General features: G+C 61.5%; 16 protein-coding genes. 9 read left to right on the top strand and 7 right to left on the bottom strand.

All coding sequences use genetic code 11. The features are described from left to right. Positions 1-138: 138 nt before the first annotated feature. The 3 genes from QFZ91_RS05950 (at position 139) to QFZ91_RS05940 (ending at position 3,300) form a co-directional block, all read left to right on the top strand. Positions 139-1,332, top strand: coding sequence for an aminoglycoside phosphotransferase family protein (locus tag QFZ91_RS05950; protein ID WP_429566579.1), 1,194 nt, complete (start codon positions 139-141; stop codon positions 1,330-1,332). Positions 1,333-1,428: 96 nt separating this feature from the next. Next, a complete protein-coding gene (locus tag QFZ91_RS05945; RefSeq protein ID WP_429566578.1) occupies positions 1,429-2,382 on the top strand; it encodes a spirocyclase AveC family protein in 954 nt (317 codons plus the stop codon). Positions 2,383-2,424: 42 nt separating this feature from the next. Further along, positions 2,425-3,300, top strand: a complete 876-nt coding sequence (locus tag QFZ91_RS05940; RefSeq protein WP_429566577.1) for an enoyl-CoA hydratase/isomerase family protein — start codon at positions 2,425-2,427, stop codon at positions 3,298-3,300. Positions 3,301-3,315: 15 nt separating this feature from the next. Here QFZ91_RS05940 and QFZ91_RS05935 read toward each other — a convergent pair whose 3' ends face one another. The 5 genes from QFZ91_RS05935 to QFZ91_RS05915 form a co-directional block, all read right to left on the bottom strand. After that, positions 3,316-4,899: an AMP-binding protein gene (locus QFZ91_RS05935; protein ID WP_429566576.1), complete on the bottom strand. Its 1,584-nt coding sequence runs from the start codon at positions 4,897-4,899 to the stop codon at positions 3,316-3,318. Next, positions 4,896-5,708 (bottom strand): alpha/beta fold hydrolase, encoded by an 813-nt coding sequence (locus QFZ91_RS05930; protein ID WP_429566575.1) that lies wholly within the window; start codon positions 5,706-5,708, stop codon positions 4,896-4,898. The genes QFZ91_RS05935 and QFZ91_RS05930 overlap by 4 nt, the downstream gene beginning before the upstream one ends. A 77-nt stretch (positions 5,709-5,785) precedes the next feature. Continuing rightward, on the bottom strand, positions 5,786-6,703 hold the full coding sequence (locus QFZ91_RS05925; RefSeq protein WP_429566574.1) for an NmrA/HSCARG family protein: 918 nt from the start codon (positions 6,701-6,703) through the stop codon (positions 5,786-5,788). 240 nt (positions 6,704-6,943) lie between these two features. Continuing rightward, on the bottom strand, positions 6,944-7,927 hold the full coding sequence (locus QFZ91_RS05920; RefSeq protein WP_176111410.1) for a phytanoyl-CoA dioxygenase family protein: 984 nt from the start codon (positions 7,925-7,927) through the stop codon (positions 6,944-6,946). A gap of 39 nt (positions 7,928-7,966) precedes the next feature. Beyond that, the gene (locus tag QFZ91_RS05915; protein WP_176111409.1) at positions 7,967-8,395 is read right to left on the bottom strand and encodes a carboxymuconolactone decarboxylase family protein; all 429 of its coding nucleotides are present in this window, start codon (positions 8,393-8,395) and stop codon (positions 7,967-7,969) included. A 180-nt stretch (positions 8,396-8,575) separates the two neighbouring features. Between QFZ91_RS05915 and QFZ91_RS05910 the strand changes: the two genes are divergently transcribed. Further along, on the top strand, positions 8,576-9,550 hold the full coding sequence (locus QFZ91_RS05910) for a GlxA family transcriptional regulator (RefSeq protein WP_429566573.1): 975 nt from the start codon (positions 8,576-8,578) through the stop codon (positions 9,548-9,550). Positions 9,551-9,563: 13 nt separating this feature from the next. Here the strand turns inward: QFZ91_RS05910 and QFZ91_RS05905 are convergent, their stop codons facing one another. Beyond that, positions 9,564-10,544 carry a LysR family transcriptional regulator gene (locus QFZ91_RS05905; protein WP_429566572.1) on the bottom strand — a complete coding sequence of 327 codons (981 nt, stop codon included), beginning with the start codon at positions 10,542-10,544 and terminating at the stop codon, positions 9,564-9,566. Between the two features lie 222 nt (positions 10,545-10,766). Here QFZ91_RS05905 and QFZ91_RS05900 point away from each other — a divergent pair, with 222 nt between their 5' ends. From QFZ91_RS05900 to QFZ91_RS05890, 3 genes are read left to right on the top strand one after another with little or no spacing between them, the layout of a single operon-like run. Next, positions 10,767-12,239: an aldehyde dehydrogenase family protein gene (locus tag QFZ91_RS05900; RefSeq protein WP_429566571.1), complete on the top strand. Its 1,473-nt coding sequence runs from the start codon at positions 10,767-10,769 to the stop codon at positions 12,237-12,239. Beyond that, on the top strand, positions 12,236-13,831 hold the full coding sequence (locus tag QFZ91_RS05895) for a GMC family oxidoreductase (RefSeq protein WP_429566570.1): 1,596 nt from the start codon (positions 12,236-12,238) through the stop codon (positions 13,829-13,831). The genes QFZ91_RS05900 and QFZ91_RS05895 overlap by 4 nt, the downstream gene beginning before the upstream one ends. Positions 13,832-13,863: 32 nt before the next feature. Next, complete coding sequence (locus QFZ91_RS05890) at positions 13,864-14,577, top strand: alpha/beta fold hydrolase (protein ID WP_429566569.1); 714 nt, start codon at positions 13,864-13,866, stop codon at positions 14,575-14,577. A 10-nt stretch (positions 14,578-14,587) separates the two neighbouring features. On the opposite strand, the gene QFZ91_RS05885 is transcribed toward QFZ91_RS05890, so the two are convergent. Next, entirely contained in the window at positions 14,588-16,126 is a 1,539-nt protein-coding gene (locus tag QFZ91_RS05885; RefSeq protein ID WP_429566663.1) for a methyl-accepting chemotaxis protein, read from the bottom strand. A gap of 292 nt (positions 16,127-16,418) precedes the next feature. Here QFZ91_RS05885 and QFZ91_RS05880 point away from each other — a divergent pair, with 292 nt between their 5' ends. Further along, positions 16,419-17,318 (top strand): LysR family transcriptional regulator, encoded by a 900-nt coding sequence (locus QFZ91_RS05880; RefSeq protein WP_429566568.1) that lies wholly within the window; start codon positions 16,419-16,421, stop codon positions 17,316-17,318. Positions 17,319-17,447: 129 nt separating this feature from the next. Continuing rightward, the gene (locus QFZ91_RS05875) at positions 17,448-18,233 is read left to right on the top strand and encodes an SDR family NAD(P)-dependent oxidoreductase (RefSeq protein WP_018436029.1); all 786 of its coding nucleotides are present in this window, start codon (positions 17,448-17,450) and stop codon (positions 18,231-18,233) included. Positions 18,234-18,344: the final 111 nt, after the last annotated feature.

Below are 18,344 nucleotides of genomic sequence, written 5' to 3'. Positions count from 1 at the left end.
AAGCCGGCTCGGCGCCGTGTTAGCGAGCCGTCGAAGCGGGGCCGTGCAAATAAACGCACGTCGTTTTATTAAAGAAACGAAAGCGCCAGCCGGGATTTCCCTCGTTGCGAGCCTTCAGACGTGCCCCGCAACATGCGCGTGGACGATGTCGAGCACGAACGCACATTGAACTCACAGGAGCGCGTCAAGATGAGTGTTGCGAAGAAAAGCCTCGCCCTGACGGAATCACACGGGCCACAGTCAGACACCGGCAGGCTTCCGTTGCAGGTCGAGGAAATCACACCTTCATGGCTGACCTCGGCGCTCGCCCAGAGCCATGAGGGCGTAGCGATTGAATCGCTGGCTATAGACGACGTGATGTACGGCACGGCTACCAAAGTCAGGGTGCGTCTCGCTTACAACGCAAGAGGACGCGAGCTTGGCATGCCGGAGTCTCTGATCGTCAAGGGCGGCTTCGTTCCCGAGTATCGCGATCTGAACGCCTACATATACGAATATGAGGCGAGGTTCTTCAAAGAAGTCCATCCGTGCTTACTTGCGAATGTGCCTGCCTGCTTCTATGCAGAGACGGACAGTCGAAGCGGGCAGTCAATCGTGATCCTCGAGGATCTACGTTCTCGGCAAGTGGAGTTCTGTCGCGTGCAGCGGCCGCTGACGTTTGCGCAGGCGGCGGCAAATCTGGATGCCCAGGCGCGGTGGCATGCGCAGTTCTGGCAATCGCCGGCGCTCGAGAACGGTGGCGAACTGGGCTGGCTCGCGGCGCAGGACCCGCTGCCCGACGGCGAGGCGGGCACGTATCACTGGGGTCAGCTGAAACCGGATGTGTTCGCCAGCTATACACAGTTGCCGCGCGGCGCCGCAGTGCCTAAGCGGTTTCATGATCGTGACTGGATGGAGCAGGCGCTCCTCGATCTGCGTGCTTTCGACCGGATCGGGCCGATGACGTTTCTTCACGGCGACGTACACCTCGGCAACCTCTATTTCGACCGCGACGGCACGCCCGGTTTTCTTGACTGGCAGTCGTATCGACGCGGACCGTGGGCCCATGACGTCACGTACTTCCTGATATCGGCACTCGATATCGCGGATCGGCCGCGATGGGAGCGTGAGTTGCTCGAATACTATCTCGAGCGGCTTGCCTTTCACGGCGTGGACAAGCCGCCGTCATTTGAAAGCGCGCTGGATGCTTACCGGCGCCACATCGTCTATGGGCTGTTCTTCTGGCTTGTAAATCCCGTGGAATGGCAGGCGGAAGTCAACAATTGCGCAGTTGCGCCTCGGTTCGCGATGGCGGCGCTCGATCACGAGATTCACGACCTCATGGGCCGATAACCTGCGAATGCGCTTGACGTAGCCACGTCGGTAGGAGTACATTTTTGCGATCGTCATTCACATACTTGAATGACGGCGTGATGAAGGAGGCAACGCATGTCGGAAATGGTCGCCCCGCGCAGCAGCACAACCTGGCATAGGGTGTATGCGTGGGCGGCGCTCGGTGCGCTTTTCGCTTTTGCACAAATCCGCGCCTATGTGGCGTGGATTCGTTCAGAGGACTTCCGCCCCGTGGAATTGGGCGCGGATCCGATTCCAGAGTCCGTGAAAGCGACGATCGACCATTACCAGTGGGTCAGCGTGCTGATCCTGATTCCAGTAGCGATCTGGTATGTCTACGGAATCGTCAAGAGTCGCCGCATCGACGCGGTGCGTTTGATGATGATCGGCTGGCTCTCAGCATATTGGCTTGATCCGTGGTTGGACTTTCTTCGACCGATGTTCACCTATAACGCCCATGCGCTGAACTTCGGCTGCTGGTGCCGTTTCATTCCGTTCTGGCAATCGTCACATGCTCGCATCGCCGAGCCGATTCTGATCGACGCGCCAAGCTACTTCTATACCTTCACGGGCACCGCCGTGGTGGCGTTGTGGGCGATGCGTGCGACCCGCAAGCGTTGGCCTCGTGCCGGCAACCTGCGACTCGCGCTCGCGGGCTTCGCCGTGATCTGGATGACAATGGGCTTGCTCGACATCGCTGCCAGCCGGTTCATGGGGTTCGACGCGTGGCCGGGGGCGTTCCAGAGCGCTTCTTTCTGGGGTGGTCACTACTACCAGTTTCCGGTCTATGAGTTTTTGCTGTTTCCGTCTGCTTTCGTGGCGTCGGCCTTCCTTCTGCTGAGCGTCGACAAGAACGGACATACGGCCATCGAGCGAGGCGTCGATCGTATCGAATGGCATCCAGCGGTTCGCACGGCGCTTCGGGTGTTGGCTTTCATCGCGTTTTGCAACGTACTGAACCTGGCCTACACGACCGCGATGGGTGTGCACGCGGTGTACGCCGATCCGTGGCCAGCGGATATGCCAAGCTGGCTTGCGAACAGCCGCTAGCCACATATTACCGGCCTCGTCAAACGCTACAGCCAACAACAGATGATGCATTGCCAGCAGCAGCGCTTCGCCGACGTAACGTATCGTGTAGAAGACGACATCGCTATCGTCACGATGGACCATCCACCGGTCAACGGTCTAGGGCTGAGGGTCCGCCGTGGACTCGTCGCTGCGTTCGACGCAGCGCAACGCGATGCGCTTGCTCGCGCGATCGTGCTTACCGGCAGTGGACGCGGCTTTTCGGCGGGAGGCGACATTCGCGAATTCGGCACTTCTGCTGCAACGGCTGCGCCAGCGTTGTCGATGCATGTTCATCCGGTGATCGAGGCGAGCGACAAGCCGGTGGTAGCCGCTATCCACGGGTTCGCAATTGGTGGCGGCCTGGAAACCGCGCTGGTGTGCCACTACCGTGTGGTCGCGGACAGTGCGCAGATCGGTCTGCCCGAATGCAAGCTCGGCGTGATCCCTCTTTCCGGCACGCAGCGTTTGCCGCGCGTGCTGGGCCTCGCAAAATCGATCGATTTCATTCTTGGCGCTCAGATCGTGCGCGCAGGAACGTTCCGCGGCACCGCGTTATTCGACCGGATCGTCGAGGGCGATGAGGAGCACCTGTTGCGCGTTGCGATAGAACTGGCGCGTGAGAAGGTAGGGAGCACGTCATTGCCGTTGATTCGCCGGCTGCCGTTGCCCGGTTGCGATCCGGTTTCCGTGGTTGCCGAGGCGCGCTCACGCCTCAGCTGTAGCGAGGCGGTAAAAAGCGAGTGTCTGAATGCCATCGCAGCCGCGGCCGAGTCGGCCGATTTCGATGCGGGTATGGCCGCGGCGCGTGCGATCTATGACCGGCTTATTTCGTCCGATGAGGTGTCAAGGCAGCGAGATCGGTTTTTTAAGTCTCGCCACGACGGCCCCGCTGGATAAGCATCGACCTACTCACTATTGCGCCGTAAGCTGCTTGCGCAAATCGCCTTTTTTCACCTTTCCTGAAGGCGTACGCGGCAGTTCCGAAACCACGCAAAGGTGTTCCGGCGTCTTTTGCTTCGCCACACCCGCAGCGGCAAAGTGGGTCTGGACTGCGCTCAGATCGAGCGAGGTGTGTTCGTGCAAGACGACGACCGCACAGACTCTTTCGCCATATCGCGCGTCTGGCTGCGCGACGACGGCGACATCGCGCACGGCCGGGTGCGTGGCAAGCACTCGCTCTACTTCGAGCGACGAGATGTTTTCTCCCCCGCGAATGACGATGTCTTTCTTGCGGTCCGTGATGGTCAGGCAGCCGCTTTCGTCGACGCGGCCGATATCGCCGGTCCGGAACCAGCCATCATGCGTGAACGCGGTCGCATTGAGCGCCGGATCGGTGTAGCCGACAAACAACTCCGGTCCCTTGATCAGAATCTCACCGTCGCGTCCCGTAGGCAGGTCGCTGTCCAACTCGTCGACGACGCGCACCTGCGAGCCGGGTTGAATGCGGCCGTCCGTGCAGGCCCGGATATCAAAGGAAGAATCGGCCCATCCGACGCTCACTGTCGAATGCTCGGTCAGCCCGTAAGCGCGGGTTCCGGCGAATCCGGCCTGGTCGGCGATCGCGACGTGCTCCGGCGTGACGCCCGTGCCGCCCAAGCCGTAAGACACGAGGGACGCCAAACTGCGCCCGTCGCGGCGAGCGGCTTCTAGAAGTGCCTGGAGATGGAACGGTGTGCCGCCAGAAAGGCGCACGCGATACTCATCGACCAGTCGCGCGGCAAGTGAGGCGTCCCATCGGTCCATAAACACCATCTCGGTGCCGGTTATGAACGGACGCAACAGGAAATTGAAGCCTGCAATATGACCAGCAGGGAACGGCGTCATATACGGCCCTGGCCCGTCGATGAACGGAATGTGCCACTCCGCGCCTACGGTGCGATGAGAGTGCTGCACCCCTTTCGGGGAGGCTGTCGTTCCGGACGTGTACAGCAGCAGGCAGATGTCTTCCGACGTTGGCAGGTCGACAGGGCGCTGATCATGCGTTGTCGCGGCGAGTCGTTGCAGCGCGCTAAATGTGATGCCGTTCGAGGGTGCCCGATCGCCAACGACGATAACGCGCTCGAGGTCAGGCGTGTTGCCAAGCGCGGCGACACGCTCCAGATAGTCGGTGCCCGACCCGAAGCCGGGCACGCAAAGAAATCGGGCGCGCGATTGTCGAAGGATGAAACCGACTTCGGCGGGACCGTAGATGTGCACGATTGGCACGAGCACCGCACCGATCTCGAGTGCAGCCAGATACAGCAGCGCAGTCTCACGCTGCGTGGGCAGTTGGATCGCGATCACATCGCCTCGACGCAGGCCGATGGCTCTCAGCGCCCGGCCTATCTCTTTCGCGTCGTGCAGCAGGGACCGGGTGGTGCAAGTGTAGGCACCGCCCTGGGTATGAAAATGCAGCGCAGTGGCGCCGTGCTTTTCGACCGCGTGCGCAATCAGGGCCGAGAGAGGCAGCTCGGTCGACCACGGCGTTGTCATCGGATCGCGCATGTCGGGGTTCATGCCAGCAATGCTCGTAGCAGGCTCACCAGCGCGAGTGGCTGATCAAGCATCATGTGATGGCCTGCGCGTGGCATCGTGATGGGGCCCTTCGCGCCGGGAATCGCATCCACGATGCGGCGAGCGCGATCGGCGCTGACCACGCTGCTGCACTCGGCGTGAACATAGCTGACGGGTACTGTGATGCGATTCAGCAGGTCTTCCTCGCCTTCGACGGGCTGGAGAACCCGCAGCTTGGGGTCGAAGCGCCATACCCAGCCGTCAGCGGTTCGACGAAGCGATGTTTGCGCGAGATGCTCGAGCAGCCACGGCTCGCAATCTTGTTCAGGGATGAGTCGAAACCGACTGACGGCGGTATGCCAGTCCGGATAGGGGCGTGGCGGCGGCCGTCTTTCCACCGCAGGCAAGTTGTCGCCGCGTAGCATGAAATACGAATCGAGCACGATTGCATGCGAGAGACGATCGGGAAACGTCGCGCACGCCTGAAGCAGACGCGATCCGCCAAAGCTGTGGCCGACCACGACGCACGGTCCAGAGCCGATTGCATCCACGACGGCGACGAGATCGCGCACGAAAATGCCGGCGCTGTATTCCTGCCTGTAGGCACTGTCGCCCATGCCGCTGAAATCCAGAGCGAAAACGCGAAAGCGATCGGTGAAGAACGGCGCAATGAAGTCCCACCAGTGCGCGTGCCCAAGAAAGCCGTGCGCGAAGACGAGGGGCGGCTTAGCTGTGTCTGCGGCATTCCGCGAGACATAGTGCACGGTAACCCCGCTGCCTTCGGTGAAGTGGGATCGACGCGGCTGCGTCATCGCGCCATCGAACCATGAGGGTGCACGGTCATTCATCGTGGATTTTCCATTGCCTGAGGATTGCTTCGCAACGACCGCTATGCGAGTGGGATGTGCTGTCGATTCGCATCGATCCAGTCCACCATCGGAGTGAGCTGGACACCACGTTCGGAAAGCGCATCGAGATCGACGCGATACCCGACCGCGTTGATCCATTCCTGTGCATTCACCCATCCCGGTAAGAGTCCCTTTGCTCTGGCTTCATCCGGTGAGACGTGCGAAACGCGGATCTGTACACCCATTACCTTGGCGAGGCGCTGCGCGACTTCGGACATCGTGAGCTTTTCGGACGCCAGCGGCACGGTGTGACCGTGCCAGCGTTGCGGATCGGTCAGGGCGCTGGTCGCGAGCGCGCCCACGTCGTCGGCGGCAATCCAGTCGAGTCGTGCGTCGGGTAGTAATGCGGTGAGCAGCAGGCCTTCGCGTAGGTGCGGAAACATCGCGGCTGCTTTCGGCTCAGCCAGATTGTCCATCATGAATGCGGGTTGCAAGACCGTCCACGATTCGAAACCCGCCGAGCGAACGGCCTCTTCGACGTCCCATTTGTCCGTCCAGTATTTTCGGTTCCAACGCCTGTCGTTCCAGCCGGGAAACGTCTCGTGATTGCCCGCCTGCGCCACCGAGGTATGAACGAACTGCGCGACGCCCGCGTTACGTGCTGCGTTGATGAGCGCAAAGCCTTGGCGGCGTTCGCTGTCGCTGCGATCAAAATCAGGAAGGAGAACGGAGAAGACGGAACCGACGCCCTCCAGCGCTTTTTCGAGGGAGTCGCTGTCGTCCAGATCTCCCTGGAGGGCCTGCGCATTCATTTCGACAAGTGCACGCGCAGCCGGCGAGTCTGGATTTCGTGTCAGGAAACGCACCTTGCGCCCAGCCGCAACGAGATGCCGAGCCGTGGCGCCGCCTTGCATGCCAGTGGCGCCGATGACCATTACCGCGTCGGATGAATCGATCATGACTTGTCCCGTGGTCGAACGATACGCAGGTCAGGCGTGTCATGCCTGGACGGTTCGCGCGCGATGCCGCTGCTCCCGGTGACAGTGATTGCAGATGCGCGGCCTCGTGCTCCGAAGCACGCGTTCTGATATTAGCACGATGTTCAATTAATGTGGGAGCGGAGCGTGAGCCGATGCTTCAGAAAGGTAGGGCGTGTGGCGGCGCGAAGACGAACCTCGTCTTCACGCCTGATGCGACGATCAGTGCTGCGGCCGCAGCGTTTGAACGAGGCCGCCTTCATGCGCAACGATCACTTCGCAGCCCGGCTGATAAACGTCGGCGATTTCGTCTCCGCGCAGACGGTTGCCCTGGAAACCGCGCAGATAGCTCGTCTCGTCGAGTCGCAGCACATGTTCGCCATGCGCGTCGCGCACGACGATCTGGCCCGATGCGATCGACGTCAGCGTCCCCACATACGGCAGGCGCGGCTCGAACGGGAAACTTCCGCCGTGCGGCAAAATGCGCGTGTCGAGAGAAAGACGAAAACGGTCCGAATGATTGCTGAGGCCGGAGTGCGGCGTGCGCCGACTCATCAGCAGGACGTCGCCCAAGCGGTAATTCGTGCGGCGCCATGCGTCTTCGGGCACGCTAGCGAGATCGATCGGGATGATCTTGTCGCCGTCTTTCCTGTGCAGGCACGGAAGCTTATGCAATCCTTCCGCTACGGCCAGCCCGCCAACTTGCGCATCGATATCGCTGAGCGGAATCCAGCAGATGATGAAATCGAGCCGGTCGCTGTAGATGGCATCTTCATGAATGAAGTCGAAGCGCGTGCGGCTTTTGTCGATAGCGGGCGGCGACGTGCGGTATTCGGTGAACGGCACCCAGTAAAGCGGTACGCCGAACAGCCGCTGAAAGAACGCACGAATCGCCGGGTCTTCCATCACAGTGCGTGCGGCACGCTGTTCATTCATCGCCTTCACAGGAAAGAAGCTGAAGTTTTCGCGTTCTTTGCCGGTCCATCGCACGTCTCGATCGTTACGGTCCACGAAGCCGTGGCTGTCGAGGTGGTCAACCAGCAGACCGCGCATGCGCTCCAGCGGCTCATGGTCCAGAACGTCGCGGAAAAACAGGTAGCCGTCTTCGTTCCATCGTGCTTGCAGCGCGGCGTGATCGCCGATCAGGTCGTTGGAAACGTTGAATTCGCGCATTGCCGGCACGATATCCACGATTGGTGTGCTCATAAATTGTCTCCTTAGATCGCGGGGCGCACCGATGGCGCCTTACAGCAATCCGCGCTCTTCCGAAGTGCGGGTGGTGGTGTCGATGCCCAGTTCCCGCAGCGTCTCGAGAACGGCCGTGGTAGCGGAGGCGACGGCAGGAAAGCCGACATACGGGAGCGCCTGCATGAGTACGCCTTCGAGTTCGCGTGCGCTCAGACCGTTGCGCACGGCAATGCGGACGTGGTTCTTCAGTTCGAGTGTCTGCCGGTTGGCGATGAGGATGCCCAGCGTGACGAGGCTGCGCTGCTTGCGCTCGAGTTTGTCGTCGCCCCATACATCCGCGAACGCGTAGTTGACGGCAAGGCGCGAAATGTCGGATCCGAAGCCGGTGGACTCGCTCGCGGCCCGCAAGCCGGCTGCCTTGTCTTCACCCATGATTTCGCCGAATACCTTTAAACCGTAGGCAAGCTTTTCTTCGAGGTTCTTCACTTCTGTCTCCTGTTTGACCGCGACGGCGCGGCTATTGGCAGCGGATGCGATTCCGCGTTCCCCGCCGTTCTGGTGGCCGGCGATAGCAACGATGATGCGTGCTAAGATCGCGGCGAAAGAGGATCAAAATCTGCATATTGGGGGATCGAAATTCGCAAGCCCGCCGCTCCGACTGAACCGGTGAAAGACGTTGCCGCGCTCGTGCTGCCAGGCAGTTATCTATCGAGCGTCGGCGCGCTCGTAGACGGATTCGCGCTGATCGCACGACACATATTTGGGCAGTTCGCTCCTCCGTACCGGCACACGATGAAGACGCAGGTGCGTCTTCTCGGCGCCAACGGAAACGACCTGGAGTTCGCCGGCGGGCGAAGGATGGAGAGTGACGGGAACCTGCTCGGCGATACCGAGTACCGCATCGTCTATGTCCCGGCTTTTGCGGTCGCCAGCGAAGAGGCACTCGTTACGCTCCTCGACCACGCGGAGCCGGTGACGGACTGGCTGCGCTGGCAGCGTGCGCGCGGAGCAGTATTGGCAGCGAGCGGCACGGCAGGGGCGCTGCTCGCGCAGGCGGGCTTGCTCGACGGTGGCCCGGCAGCGGTCCCGCGAGTGCTCAGAAGCCTGTTCCGCTCGCGCTTTCCAAAGGTGCGCGTGGACCCGGGCTCCACGATCGCCGAGCATGACGGCGTGCACACTTGCAGCGTGCCGGCAAGCGAGTGGCAACTCGTGGCCCGTCTGGTCGATCGTGCGATATCGCCGCACACCGCTCAATGGCTCGCATCGACGACCGGCACCGACGGCGAGCGCGAGGAAGGCCGCCTGACGAGCGACGATCCGCTCGTGAGCAGCGCGCAATTCTGGCTCGCGCAGCGTTTCGCTCAGGACTTCAAGATCAGCGAGCTGGCGGACCTCCTCGCCGTCAGTCATGCCACGTTGCTGCGTCGCTTTACACGTAGCCTGGGCGTGACGCCGCGTGCCTATGCGAGTTCACTGCGCATCGAGTCTGCCAAGAGGATGCTGCGCAACACACAGATCTCCGTCGAGCAGATCGCCGTCATGGTGGGCTATTCGGACGTGCGCGCATTTCGCAACATCTTTCGCAAGCACGTTTCGACGAGTCCTTCCGCGTATCGGCGGCGCGGCACCGACCGCGAGTGAAGGCGCCCGGCGCTCAGGCCGAATATCTGTCGAGTTCGGCTTTGCCGAAATCGGTTGTCCGAAAGCGTTCGAGCAGGTAGTCCACGAAAACCCTGACTTTCGCGGGCAGATACTGGCGGTGGGGATAGTGCACGTAAATGCGTGGTCCCACACCCTCCGCCTCGTCTCCGCGCACCCTGTAGTCGGGAAGCACGATCTTGAGCGCTCCGGCGTGCAGATATGGCAGCACCACGGGCACCGAAGACGGCGTGATGCCGGCGCCGCTGAGAGCGGCGATCAGGCTGGTATCCGGCTGACCCGCGACGGTGAGGCGGCCGCGGGGATGATGGATGAACGCCTTTTCCCCGCGATTGGTTCGTTTTCGCGTACCGCCGGGCAAGCGTTCGAGATGAAGCGCCGCGAGCCCAAAAGGCATCCGGATGCCGATGAATTCATGTTCGGCCAGTTGATCCGGCGATTGCGGCACGCCCTTGCGTTCGAGGTAGTCCTGACTCGCGACCAGTACGATTGGGTAGTCGCACAGCGGACGGGAGACATGGTTGGTTCCTCGTCCGCGCGCATGTTGAATGCTCACGTCGATACCGTCATTGACCAGACTTGGCGCAACCTCGTCATAGCTGATGTCGATTTCGACGAGCGGGTAGCGTTGCAGAAACTCCGCAATCACCGGAGTCAGGCAATGCCTTCCGAACGTGGGCGTCACCGAAACCTTGATCACACCCTCCGGATGCTCAGGGCTGCGCCGCACATCCGCGACGGCTTCGTCGAGTTGACTCAACAACGGCGCCACGCGTTGAAAGAACTGCCGCCCTTCGCTCGTCAGACTGAGCTTGCGGGTGGTCCGGTTGAAGAGGCGCACGCCCAGTTCACGCTCCAGAGCGGCAATGCTCTTGCTGACGGCAGGCGGTGTGACCTGGAGCCGGGTGGCCGCTGCGATGAAGCTGCCGCAACGGACGGCCTGAACGAAAGGCTGCAGGTTTCGAATTTCGGGCATCGTCAATTAATGAAAGAAAGTCACTCTAGATGTTCCGTTCGGTAAGCAGTGTAAAGCATGGGCCATCGCTAGAATCGAATTTATCAGAGCCGGCTCGCGTCGCGCGCCAGCCGGCCAGCAGAACGTTCAGGAGACGACGAAACCGACCACGACGGCGCGCCCGGCGTCTGTTCCTGCACGCGTCTTCTGCCTCCAGAATTCAAACGCTCAATGGAACAGCACATGTCACTTTCCCCCTCGCACCAACACCCGCTCGACGTCCCCGGCCGACTCTTTATCGGCGGCGCATTTGTCGAAGGTGATGGCGACGCCAGCATCGAGCATGTCAACCCTTCGACGGGTCGTCCTCAGGCCGTTGTGCGCCTGGGTAGCGCGAGCGACATCGACCACGCCGTCAAGGCGGCCAAGGCGGCCCAACGCGTATGGATGGAGATGGGGCCGCGCGCGAGGACACGATGCTTCAGGCGCCTCGGCGAGCTGCTCGAAGCGAACCAGCAGCAGTTGGCATTTCTCGGTGCCCGGGAGTCCGGCATTCCAGTGGGATTGCCGCTGATGGACATGGCGCTGGGTTGGGTCGATCACTACATGGGCTGGATCGACAAGATCGAGGGTTCGTACGGCGAGTCTTATCCGGCGCCGGGCTTCAACTACACCCGGCGAGAGCCTTATGGTGTGGTGGGCGTCATCATTCCCTGGAACGGTCCGCTGATGGCGACCTGCATGATGGCGCTGCCTGCAATCGCGGCCGGCAATGGCGTCGTTCTGAAGCCGCCAGCGCTTGCGCCTTTCGTCGCGCTGCGAATTGCTGAACTCGCTCATCAGGCCGGCTTGCCAGCGGGCTTGTTCAATGTGGTGCCCGGCGAGGCCGAGGCTGGCGAGGCGCTCGTGGCTCACCCCGACGTCGCCAAGGTCACGTTCACGGGCGGCGAAGGCGTCGCGCGGCGTGTGATGGCGACAGCCGCGGCATGTCTGAAGCCGGTCGCGTTGGAACTGGGCGGCAAGTCCGCCAATCTCGTCTTCGAAGACGCCGATCTCGACGCCGCAGCGATCCAGGCGGTGTATGGGGCATTGGGGCTGAGCGGGCAGGGTTGCGTGAACCCGACCCGTTTGCTCGTGCACCGATCCCGCTACGACGAAATGGTGGCGCGCGCCGCGGCGGTGGCTGCCAGCATGAAGGTGGGCGATCCCTTCGATTCCGGCACGGTCGCCGGACCGGTGATATGCCAGTCGGCTTGCGATCGTATCCTGGGCATCATCGCGCAAGCGCGACGCGACGCGAAGCTGGTTGCGGGCGGCGAGCGATTGGGCGGCGAACTGGCCAACGGCTTCTTCATCCAGCCGACGGTGTTCGCCGATGTTCAGCCCGGGAGTGCGTTGGAACAGAACGAGGTGTTCGGTCCCGTGTTGTCGATCACTCCGTTTGCCGATGACACAGAAGCGCTGGCGATCGCCAACGGTACGCGTTACGGGCTCGGTGCTTATCTGCACACCAATGATCTCGACCGGGCGCACGCATTCGCCGAGCGGCTCGACGCGGGCTACGTGAACATCAACGGCTTCGCGTCGATGGCACCCGTCGCACCCTTCGGCGGATACCGCCAAAGCGGCTTCGGCAGGGTGGGTGGCTGGGCCGGTATGGAGGAGTATCTGCAGCTCAAGAACGTCTTCGTTGCGCGCAGAGAAGGCAAGCGATGAGAGAAAGCGTTTTCGACTATATCGTGATCGGCGGCGGTTCGGCTGGGTGCGTCATTGCGGCGAGATTGAGCGAGAATCCTTCGACACGCGTTTTGCTGCTGGAGGCGGGCAAGGAAGGAAAGGGATTTCTCTTCGACATGCCAGCCGGCAGTTTCGCGCTGATGGGCAATCCCAAGGCGGACTGGATTTATCCGACCGCGCCAGATCCCTCCGCTTGTGCGCGCGTGACGACATGGGCAGCAGGAAAGGCGCTAGGTGGAAGCAGCAGCATCAATGGGATGGTTTATATCCGTGGCCAGCGTGGGGATTACGACGCGTGGCGGGACAGCGGGTGCCCGGGCTGGGGATTCGACGATCTGCTTCCGTATTTCCGCAAGTCCGAGAATTTCACCGGTCCAGCGTCCCCGGCGCATGGCTCTGATGGTCCGCTGAGCGTCTCGCCGCCGCGCGTACTGCATCCATTGGCCCACACCTTTCTCGAGGCTGCGGGGCATTGCGGCATGCCAGCGCGTGCCGAATATTGCGCAGGCGACGTGCATGGATCATTCATCGTCTATGGCACGACCCGGAACGGCAAACGCTGCAGCGCTCGCAAGGCCTACCTCGAACCTGCGCTAGATCGGCCCAATCTCACTGTCACGACTGACGCGATCGTGGACCGTGTGCTCTTCGAACAACGGAGGGTGATTGGTGTGAAGGTGATTGTCGCAGGCGAGAGGCGCACTTTTACCGCTCGCCGCGAAGTTGTGCTGAGTGCGGGAACGATCGCTTCGCCCGGCGTGTTGCTGCGATCTGGCATCGGCACCGGTGCCGATCTGTCCGCGATGGGTGTTGAGATCGTCGCCGATCTGCCCGGCGTCGGCCGTAACGTGCAGGAACATTGCGGGGTTTCCCAGAGCCGACTGACCGACGTGCCGACGTACAACACAATGGTGGGCCCCTTGCGTCTCGTGGGACATCTGCTGAAGTATGCAACGGTAAAGAGAGGGATTCTGACCTCGATAGCCGTCCACGCGATGGCCTACGCGCGCAGCGCACCCGAACTGACCGAGCCGGACATTGCCATGAGCTTCCTGCCGCTGGCGATAGCTTTCGTCGGCGGACATCCCGCGCTCGCGAAGCAGGCAGGCGTGACGATCGGCTCCCAGGTGCTGAGACCCCACGGCCGCGGACGGATCCGCCTGAAGGATCCCGATCCGTGCTCGAAGCCGGTCATCGAGCATGCGTTGCTTGGTGATCCACGCGATCTTGCGTTGACCATCAAGGGCAGCCGTCTTGTGAGCGAGGTGTTCGCCGCAACCCCGCTGGCGAGACACGTGATCGGCGATCATGAACCTGCGTCGTTGCCTGAAAGTGATAGTGCGTGGGAGACGTACGTGCGCCAACGCGTGGGCATCGGCTACCACCCTGTAGGCAGTTGCCGGATGGGAGCCGACGACATGGCCGTAGTCGACACCCGGTTGCATGTTCGCGGTGTCGAGCGGCTACGCGTGGTCGACGCATCCGTCATGCCGAACATCATTTCGGGCAACACGAACGCTGCGACGATCGCCGTGGCCGAGAAGGCGGCGGAAATGATTATCGCGGGTTGATCTGGACGATTTGCCTGATCTGGAGCGCGCACATGAGCATTCCCAAAGCAGTGTTGGTACACGGCGGTCATTTTGCAGCGGATTGCTGGACTGCGGTCGTAGATGAACTCGAGGGAAACGCAATCGCTTTCGACCTGCCGGGGCGCGGCCGCCATCGCGGTGAATCGCTGGAGGGGATGACGCTGGAGCGGCACGCGCGCTCCGTGCTCCACGACATGGACGATGCCCACATTGAGCGCGCCGTGCTGGTGGGGCATTCGATGGGCGGCTCGATGATTTGTGCCGTCGCCGCGTTGGCGCCCGAGCGCGTTAAACGCATGGTGCTCGTCTCGGCGCCAATTGCTCCCGAGGGAATGAGCAACGTCGAAGCTATGACGCCGGAGATCAGGACGGTGTTATTGAATAGCCGGGACGCTGGAGACATCGTCCAGCAAAAGACACCCGAAGACTTCACGCGCTATCTGTTCTGCAATGACATGCCCGCCGAGCTGGCCGACGCGACTTGCGAACTTGTCGTTGCAGACTCGATTGCACCATTGCTGGAGTGTGTGCCTTTCGCCGGAGTAACACCGGCTATTCCCCGCACCTTCGTCAAGCTGACGCGCGACGTCGCATTCACGCCTGATGCGCAGGACCGGACGATCGCGACCTTGCAACCCATCGACATACTCGAAATCGATGCAGGCCATATGGCCATGCTTTCAAATCCGAAGGCAATCGCCCGGATTCTGCTGCAGTTCATCTAGCACTCCGGCTTTACGCGGCAGTTCCGCTCAGCAGCGCGTTTCGTTCGTCGCGGGAAAGCGTGAAAACGCACAGCATTTCGGCGAGTCGCTGGGTCTGCTGCTTCATGCTATCGGCTGCGGCCGTGTGCTGCTGAACGAGCGTTGAGTTCACCTGCGTCATGCGGTCCAACTGTTCTACCGCAACGCTGACCTGACTGACTCCGGCCGACTGCTCTCGCGATGCCTCCGCGATCTGGCTGACCAGATTGGTTACGCCACGAACTTGCGCGACGATGTCGGCAATCGTCTTGCCTGCCGAATCGACCAGCTTCGATCCTCCTTCGACCGTTTCGACGCTTTGCGTGATCAACGCCTTGATTTCCTTTGCGGCCTGCGCGCTGCGTTGAGCGAGATTCCGGACCTCGCCCGCTACCACGGCGAACCCACGTCCGTCTTCGCCGGCTCTGGCGGCTTCGACCGCGGCGTTCAGGGCCAGAATGTTGGTCTGGAAGGCAATGGCATCGATGACGGAGATGATGTCCGAAATCTTGCTGCTCGACTGCGTGATTTTCTCCATCGTCGAGATGACCTGATCTACTACTCGTCCCCCATCTTCGGCCGCCTGGCTCGCGCGGGCGGCCAGACTACTCGCCTGTCTGGCTGCGTCGGCATTGTGACCCACCGTCGAGTTGATCTGCTCCATCGAAGCAGCCGTCTCTTCGAGACTGCTGGCCTGCGTTTCCGTTCGTCCGGAAAGCTCGAACGTGCCCGCGGCAATATCGTTCGTTGCCTGTTGCATGGTCTTTACGCCATTACGGACGTCGAGCACGGTGGCACGCATGTTGATACTGACCTGATTCAGCGTTCGGAGCACATCACCGATTTCATCGCTTCGAACGCTGTGGCACGTGGCGCTCAGATCGCCCGCGGCAATCTTCATCGCAGTTCGCGCGGCTTCCTGCAACGGGGCGGCGATGACGCGAGACAGGAACACGCCCGCAGCGGAGGTCAGCAGAATCAGTGCGGCGAGTTCGCTCCCGAACGAGAACGAGGAAAGACCGTCAGCGCAGCTCGCCAGTCCGAGTATGTCCACCAGGGCGAGCACGCCGAGGACGCCCCAGATGTAGCGCTTCAGACCAACCGAGCGAATGCGGTTGGCGGCCTTGCCAAAAATGCCGCGGCGCACGATGCGCCCTTGCTCCCATCCGAGCTTTCCGTCATGGTCAGAGCGAAAACGTCGATACAGTGCTTCGGTCTGCTCGATCTCACCATGAACCGGCTTGCTGAGAACCATCAGGGAGCCGATGTATCGTCCGTGCGAAACGAGTGGCGCCATGTTCAAACGGCACCACACGAGGGTGCCACGCTTGCAAGCGAGCTTGATCAGTCCGCTCCATGGCTTGCCCTGCCTAACAGCCGCACCGAGGTCGGCCAGTACCGGTTGGGGAACGTCGCGTATGCGGTCCGCTCCCTGCGTAGCCTGGAGTTCCTGCAGCGAAAAGCCCGTGACACGTTGATAAACCGGGTTCGTATAGACCACCTGAGATTGCACGCCTACGCAGCAGACCATCAGCTCATGGTCCTGTAGCTCGTAATCGCGATTCGTATTGTCCTGTTGCCCCATATCTGTCCAAGCTCACCTGAGCTGCCTTTTGATTATTATTCGTATTGTGGAACGACATTCGAAAATGTATGTGGATCGATGCTTGACGTCAAGCTGGGGAGCACCCGATATGTCGTGGGGGGCCCCCGCGTTCACCATGACCCGCGTTCAACAATGTGACCAGGGTTCGTCCGCAGTGCCCCGCAACGGGACAAAGGCGATATGCTGGCGACACCCGATATCAAAGTCATATCAGCTCATGGAATTGCGGCATCTCAGACATTTCGTTGCGGTTGCGGAGACCCAGCACTTTGGCCGTGCGGCTGCGCGACTGGGCATGGCGCAGCCGCCGCTCAGCCAGTCGATCATGCGGCTGGAGGAGCAGCTTGGTATCAAACTGCTCGAACGCACACCGCGAGGCGTTTCGCTCACGCCCGCCGGAGCCGCGTTGCTCGCGGAAGCGAAGCCACTGATCGCGCAAGCCGAGCTGGCCGAGCGGCGCGTGCGGCAAGCCGCCGACGAACTGGCGAGTTTGAGCGTTGCGTTCGTGCCGATGTGCGCGGTTCGAATCATGCCGCTAGCCATTCAGGGGCTCCGCAAGCAATGGCCCGGTGTCGACGTCCGGTTGATCGAGCGCGGCAGTGCTTTGACCGTCGCCAGCGTGAAAAACGGCAGCATTGACCTGGGCGTGGTGGCCACCAGCGCCGCGGACGTCTCGGGTTTGGAAAGCGTGGTTATCGAGCGTCTGCGTGTGGTCGCCGCGGTTCCGGCGAAGTGGCCGGTGGCGACGCAGCGTTCGATTCGCATCGCGGATCTCGCGCGATATCCGCTCATCATGTTCCCTCAGCAGATGTCGCAGCCGCTCTTCGCCGCGTTCGAGGCAGCGCGCCGCGAGGCGGGGCTGTCGCCGCGCGTGACCCAGCAAGCGCGCCATCCTTATACGATGCTCAATCTCGTGGCTCACGAACTGGGTGTCGGCCTGATGCTGGACTCGGCGCGGTACTTGCCCGTGGAGGGTGTCGCCTACATCGACATCGAGGATGTTCCAGCTTCGGGCGAAACCGAAGTGTCGCTGGTGTGGGCGGATAGGCCACACAAGCCCTACCATCGTTCGATGCTCGACATCATGCGTGAAATCGCGTCGTCGACGGCTACGTGATACCCACAGTAGCTGCTCCTTCCGTCATGCGGATCCTCGTTTATCTTGACACCTACAAACGGGGCGTTTATTTTTCCGAATGACGTTCAGAAAATAACTTGCTCGCGACGCGAGCCAAAAGGAGGAGCAGTGAGCACGAATGTGGCGAGTCTATTCAATCTCGATCAGAAAGTAGCGGTGGTGACAGGGGCAGGTTCGGGCATCGGACGTGAGACGGCCCTGCTGCTAGCGTCGGCCGGCGCGGCGGTGGTCGCGGCCGATCTGAACGAGGAAGCGGCGCAGCAGACGGTCAAACAGATCGAAAGCGCGTCAGGCAAGGCTATCGCGGTCAAAGTCGACATCGGCAATGAAGCGTCGATTCTCGCGATGTACGAAACCGTGCAGGCGAAGCTCGGGCGCCTCGATATTCTCGTCAACAACGCGGGTATCTATCCGAAGACGCAATTCGTCGAGACGTCGGCCGAGAAGTGGGACAAGGTGCTCGGCGTCAACCTGCGCGGCACCTTCCTGTGCATGCGCGAAGCGATCAAGCGGATGCAGGGTGCCAAAAACGGCGGTTCGATCATCAATATTTCGTCGGTGGCTTCGCTGCAGCCGGTGATTTTCGACAACGGCGACTACGGCGCATCGAAGGCGGGTGTCAACAACCTCACCAAGGTCGCAGCTCTCGAATTCGCACCACACGGAATTCGCGTGAACGCAGTGCTGCCGGGCGGCGTCGCAACGGAGGGCGCGGCCGCATCGACGAAGGTTCATCAGGCCCACGGGCCGATTACGCAGCCTGGCCGCATGCCGCTCGGTCGCATCGGTGTCGCCTCCGATATCGCGAGGGCGGTGCTGTTCTTCGCGTCGCCGGCATCGGACTATGTCACCGGACAGCTTCTCGCTGTCGATGGCGGCTTCCAGGTCTCCTGATTGCCCGTCCGCGTCTCATTGCCGACCTCCGTTGCACACATGACCATGTGTGCAACGGGCCGCTCGCGCATGCGATTCGGTCTATCCCTTCACGGCTAGTGAAAACACCGA

Origin of the sequence: Paraburkholderia sp. JPY419 (assembly GCF_050435705.1) — a bacterium.
GTDB classification, from domain to species: domain Bacteria; phylum Pseudomonadota; class Gammaproteobacteria; order Burkholderiales; family Burkholderiaceae; genus Paraburkholderia; species Paraburkholderia youngii.
This window is presented reverse-complemented; position numbering and strand designations above follow the sequence as displayed.

What these genes read in the sequence shown, in the direction of transcription:
- QFZ91_RS05945 (WP_429566578.1), top strand. Translation starts at nt 1,429, where the DNA reads ATGTCGGAAATGGTCGCCCCGCGCAGCAGCACAACCTGGCATAGGGTG.
- QFZ91_RS05940 (WP_429566577.1), top strand. Translation starts at nt 2,425, where the DNA reads ATGATGCATTGCCAGCAGCAGCGCTTCGCCGACGTAACGTATCGTGTA.
- QFZ91_RS05935 (WP_429566576.1), bottom strand. Translation starts at nt 4,899, where the DNA reads ATGAACCCCGACATGCGCGATCCGATGACAACGCCGTGGTCGACCGAG.
- QFZ91_RS05930 (WP_429566575.1), bottom strand. Translation starts at nt 5,708, where the DNA reads ATGACGCAGCCGCGTCGATCCCACTTCACCGAAGGCAGCGGGGTTACC.
- QFZ91_RS05925 (WP_429566574.1), bottom strand. Translation starts at nt 6,703, where the DNA reads ATGATCGATTCATCCGACGCGGTAATGGTCATCGGCGCCACTGGCATG.
- QFZ91_RS05920 (WP_176111410.1), bottom strand. Translation starts at nt 7,927, where the DNA reads ATGAGCACACCAATCGTGGATATCGTGCCGGCAATGCGCGAATTCAAC.
- QFZ91_RS05905 (WP_429566572.1), bottom strand. Translation starts at nt 10,544, where the DNA reads ATGCCCGAAATTCGAAACCTGCAGCCTTTCGTTCAGGCCGTCCGTTGC.
- QFZ91_RS05900 (WP_429566571.1), top strand. Translation starts at nt 10,767, where the DNA reads ATGTCACTTTCCCCCTCGCACCAACACCCGCTCGACGTCCCCGGCCGA.
- QFZ91_RS05895 (WP_429566570.1), top strand. Translation starts at nt 12,236, where the DNA reads ATGAGAGAAAGCGTTTTCGACTATATCGTGATCGGCGGCGGTTCGGCT.
- QFZ91_RS05890 (WP_429566569.1), top strand. Translation starts at nt 13,864, where the DNA reads ATGAGCATTCCCAAAGCAGTGTTGGTACACGGCGGTCATTTTGCAGCG.
- QFZ91_RS05885 (WP_429566663.1), bottom strand. Translation starts at nt 16,126, where the DNA reads ATGGTCTGCTGCGTAGGCGTGCAATCTCAGGTGGTCTATACGAACCCG.
- QFZ91_RS05880 (WP_429566568.1), top strand. Translation starts at nt 16,419, where the DNA reads ATGGAATTGCGGCATCTCAGACATTTCGTTGCGGTTGCGGAGACCCAG.